The sequence below is a fragment of the Collimonas fungivorans genome (assembly GCF_028292705.1).
Taxonomy (GTDB): domain Bacteria; phylum Pseudomonadota; class Gammaproteobacteria; order Burkholderiales; family Burkholderiaceae_D; genus Collimonas; species Collimonas fungivorans_B.
In genome coordinates, this window is sequence record NZ_JAQGLV010000049.1 from 1 (window position 1) to 4,527 (window position 4,527).

4 protein-coding genes are annotated in these 4,527 nt (G+C 62.6%); 1 reads left to right on the top strand and 3 read right to left on the bottom strand.

The features are described from left to right. The coding region (locus JWQ61_RS02440; RefSeq protein WP_304359110.1) for a M3 family metallopeptidase at positions 1-1,395 on the top strand (1,395 nt) is incomplete at its 5' end. A gap of 66 nt (positions 1,396-1,461) precedes the next feature. Here JWQ61_RS02440 and JWQ61_RS02445 read toward each other — a convergent pair. The 3 genes from JWQ61_RS02445 to JWQ61_RS02455 form a co-directional block, all read right to left on the bottom strand. Then, positions 1,462-1,947 (bottom strand): asparaginase domain-containing protein, encoded by a 486-nt coding sequence (locus JWQ61_RS02445; protein WP_304359111.1) that lies wholly within the window; start codon positions 1,945-1,947, stop codon positions 1,462-1,464. A 40-nt stretch (positions 1,948-1,987) separates the two neighbouring features. Then, positions 1,988-3,457, bottom strand: coding sequence for a cytochrome c (locus JWQ61_RS02450; protein WP_304359112.1), 1,470 nt, complete (start codon positions 3,455-3,457; stop codon positions 1,988-1,990). Beyond that, on the bottom strand, positions 3,454-4,527 hold a 1,074-nt coding region (locus JWQ61_RS02455; protein ID WP_304359113.1), incomplete at its 5' end, for a GMC oxidoreductase. The genes JWQ61_RS02450 and JWQ61_RS02455, both read right to left, overlap by 4 nt.

Genomic DNA, 4,527 nt, shown 5'->3' on the forward strand with positions numbered 1-4,527 from the left:
CCGCTGCTGGCGCAGCTCAAGAACCGCCAGCTGCGTGAGCGCCTCTATACTGCGTCCATCACGCGCGCCAACGGCGGCAGCGACGACAATGTCGCCGGCGTCGCCCAGATCATCAAACTGCGCGCCCAGCGCGCCGCACTGCTGGGCTATCCTAGCCACGCCGCCTATGAGCTGGAAGATGAAACCGCCGGCACGCCGGACGCCGTCAACCGCATGCTGGCCCAGCTGGCGCCGGCAGCTAGCGCCAACGCCCGCAAGGAAGCCGCCGCCATACAGCAGGTGATAGACCGCCAGGCCAAGGCCAGCCATACCAAGCCGTTCAAGCTGCAGCCGTGGGACTGGGCGTTTTACTCTGAACAGGTGCGCAAGTCGCGCTACAACTTCGACGAATCCCAGATCAAGCCTTACTTCGAATTGAACAATGTGCTGCAGAACGGCGTGTTCTACGCTGCCCAGCAGCTGTACGGCATCAGCTTCAAGGAACGCACCGACCTGCCGGTGTACCAGAAAGATGTGCGGGTATTCGAAGTGTTCGACCAGGACGGTTCGCCATTGGCCTTGTTCCTGTTCGATCCTTTCGCCCGCGACAACAAGCAGGGCGGCGCCTGGATGAACAGCTACGTTCCGCAATCGCGTCTGTTCGGGACCAAGCCGGTGGTGTCGAACAATATCAACATCGTCAAACCGCCGGCCGGCAAGCCGGTGCTGCTCACATTTGACGAAGTCAACACCATGTTCCACGAGTTCGGCCATGCCTTGCACGGCATGTTCTCCAGCGTCCAGTATCCGATGTTCTCCGGCGCCTCGGTGCCGCCGGATTTCGTCGAATACCCGTCGCAGTTCAATGAAATGTGGTCGCACAATCCGCAAGTCCTGGCCCACTACGCCAAGCACTACAAAACCGGCAAGCCGATGCCGCGGGCGCTGGTCAACAAGGTGCTGGCGGCGCGCAAGTTCAATGCCGGTTTCGAGACCTCGGAATACCTGGCGGCGGCCATGCTGGACCAGGCCTGGCATCAGCTGCCGGCAGGCCAGACGCCGGCCGCCAAGGATGTGATGGCGTTTGAAGCCAAAACCCTGCAGGCTGCCAGCAGCGGCGACGGTTATGTGGTGCCGCCGCGCTACCACACGCAATACTTCCAGCACATCTTCGCCAGCGGTTATGCCGCCGGTTATTACGCTTATATCTGGAGCGACGTGCTGGCCAAGGATACCGAGCACTGGATGGACACCCACGGCGGCCTGAAACGCGCCAACGGCGACCTGTTGCGCGCCAAGGTGCTGTCGCGCGGCTTCAGCGTCGACCCTAGCGCCCAGTTCAAGGACTTCTACGGACGCGGGCCGGAAGTCGAGCCTCTGCTGGAGGCGCGCGGCCTGACCGGCGTTGCCAAGTAACTGCAGACTGGATGTGAAAACGGGGCAGAAATTCTGCCCCGTTTTTTTTCGCCCGGAGAAAAGATATTACAAAGGCTCAAAGACTCCTGCAACCCGGTTTTTCTCCACCTTGTCCCACGCAAAAATCTTGCCGTTCATCGCCACGTACACACCGTGCGGCAAGGCTTGCGCGACGCCGCAAGCAAAGCCGAAATTGAACAAGGCGTCGGAGTTGGCAATCGAGTAGGGAATCATCGCGCCGGTCACCACGATCGTCTTTTCCAGCGCCGCCGCGCCCAGCACGGCGGCGGTCTCGCGCATGGTGTCGGTGCCGTGGATGATGACTATCGCCGCTTCCGCCGCATGCGTGCAGGAAGCCAGCACGCGCCGGCGGTCGATGTCTTGCATGTCGAGCGAATCGAGCAGCGGCAACTCTTCCAGCGCGATCTCGGTAGTGATGCGCGCGCGCTGGATCACCTGCGGCAGGTGGCTGGTAGCGAAAGTCAGTTTACCGGCGATCTCGTCGTAATGTTTATCGAAAGTGCCGCCGGTGGCGATGATGCGTAGAGCCATGAGTAAATATTCCTATGAAGCGATTCCTATGATCCGATTCCTATGAAGCAGCCGGGTCGTCCTTGGACGGCCGCCGGCCGCGACGCATGATCAGTGAAAACAGTATAAATAACACGATCAGCCCTGCCGCGCCTAGCCCCCATGGCAGTAAAGTCAGCACGGGCGACACCGGCCCGCCCTGGCGCTGCACCTTGACCTGCTCTGGCGTAATCGGCGGCGTATCGGCATGGCCGTACTGCTTGACCACGTAGTTGGCCAGCATGGCGACCTGGCCATCGTTGAGGTGGTCGGCAAAACCGGGCATGAAAGTCTGCTCGTCCTTGCCGCGGCGCTGCACGCCGTGGAGGATCACCATCAGCAGGTTGCCGGGATCGCGCGCGCCCACCACGCTGTTGCTGAACAGGGACGGGTAATAACCGCCGACCACGCCGCTGCCGCTGGCCGAGTGGCAGCTGGCGCAGTTGCCGCTGAACAGCTCGGCGCCGCTAGCGGCATTGCTGCTGACTGATACCGCCGCCACCCCGCGCAATTCAGCATCGTCATCCGCCGCCTGGCCCCAGGCGTAGCGCGGTTTCTTGTCGGCCGCATCGCTGATGGCCGGCACGCTGCGCAGGTAGGTGACGATCGCCTTCAGGTCAGGTTCGCTCAGGTATTGCAGGCTGTGCTCGATCGCTTCCGCCATGCCGCCGGCCGCGGACGCCTTGCCCGGCACCAGGCCGGTTTTCAGGTACTGGACGACTTCTTCGTCCTTCCAGCCGCCGATGCCGCTGATCGGATCGGGCGTGATGTTGAACGCGGTCCAGCCGCCCAGCTGGGCGCCGCCGAAGGAGCGCTTGAGGTCGACGCCCATGGTCAGGTTACGCGGGGTATGGCATTCCTGGCAGTGGGCCAGCCCTTCCACCAGGTAAGCACCGCGATTCCATTCGGGACTCTTGCCGGCGTCGTCCTTCCATTCGCCCGGCTTGAAGTTGAACAGGTTCCAGCCGGCCAGGATCCAGCGCTGGTTGAGCGGGAAGGGCAGCTTGTTTTCCAGGTTCTTTTGCGGAATCGGCGGCAGGCTGAACAGGTAGGCCTTGATCGCCAGCACGTCGTCGCGCGACAGCTTGGTGAAGGAAGCGTAAGGGAAGGCCGGATATAAATGCTTACCCTCGTCGTCGATGCCGTTGTGCAGGGCGCGGATGAAATCTTCATCGCTCCAGTTGCCGATGCCGGTCTCTTTGTCCGGCGTGATGTTGGGGCCGTAGATGGTGCCGAACGGCGTCGCCAGCGGATAACCGCCGGCGAACGGCTTGGCCGGATCGACCGTGTGGCAGGCGATGCAGTCGGCTGCCTTGGCCAGGTAAGCGCCGCGCGTGATCTGGTCGGCGTTTGGCGCCGCGGCCGGAGCAGCGGCGACGGCATTGGCCGCCGCGGCATCGGCTGCCACTGCAGCAGCGCCTTGCGCCAATCCGGCGGCCAGCACCATGCCAGCCATCCAGCGCGGGAAAGTGAGCTGAGAGCGGGCCGTCATAGCACTGTCCTCAAGGTGTCGGCGATGCGCAGGGACAGCGCCGCGATGGTCAGGGTGCAGTTCACCGTACCGGCCACCGGCATCACCGAACCGCTGGCGATGAACAGGTTTTCGTGGTCGTGCGAACGGCAATGGGCGTCGACCACCGAATCGCGCGGATCGCCGCCCATGATGGTGGCGCCCATGATGTGGTTGTTCGGCGCGAAATCGTCGTCGAACTTGATTTCGGTGCCGCCGAACATGGCGGCGATGCTGGCGTAGGCCTGGTGCGTCAGCACGGCGCTCTTCTGCACGTAGTCGTTGATCGCATAGGTGATCTCCGGCTGCGGAATGCCAAGCGCATCGCGCTTCTCGGTACTCGGCCGTATGCGGTTTTCCGGATCCGGCAAGATATCGTGGAAGCTGTTGATATTCACGGTGCGCGCCGCGCGGCGGCGGATTTCCTGGTTCAGCTTGACGCCTACCAGACCGTCTTTCAAGGCGGTCTGCGCAGCATGGTTGGTTTGCGCCATGTTATTCAGGTGCAGCTTCTTGGCGGCGTATTCGGAACGGAAAGCGCCGTCGCGCATGTCGACGATGGAGGTCATTTCTATCGGACCGCGCCCCGGCCACAAGTCTTCATTGGCAAGGAAGGTGACGCCGGTGCCGGGATGGTCCATCAGGTTGCGGCCGACCTGGTCGGAACTGTTGCCTACGCCTTTGCCATGCTTGTCGTCGGTCGACATCAGCATCAGTTTCGGGATCTCGATGCCGTTCGCAGCCAGCACGAAATACTTGCCGGTGACGCGGTGCGTGACGCCTTCCGGATCCTTGTAGTGGACGGCGCTGATGCGCTCCTTGGCATCCACTTCGATGCGGTACACCACGGCGTCGGGCAGGACCCTGGCGCCGGCTTTGTCCGCTTTCTCGTCGTGGATGATGCCGCTATACATGGCGGCGATCTGGCAGATCGGCATGCAGTTGTTGTTGCCGCAGCAGTTAGGCCGCTCATCGTAGGCGCGGCTGTTGCGCGCCACCGGTTCCGACACTACCTTGTGGCCGGCGCCGTTGACCACGGCGCTGAAGCGCTG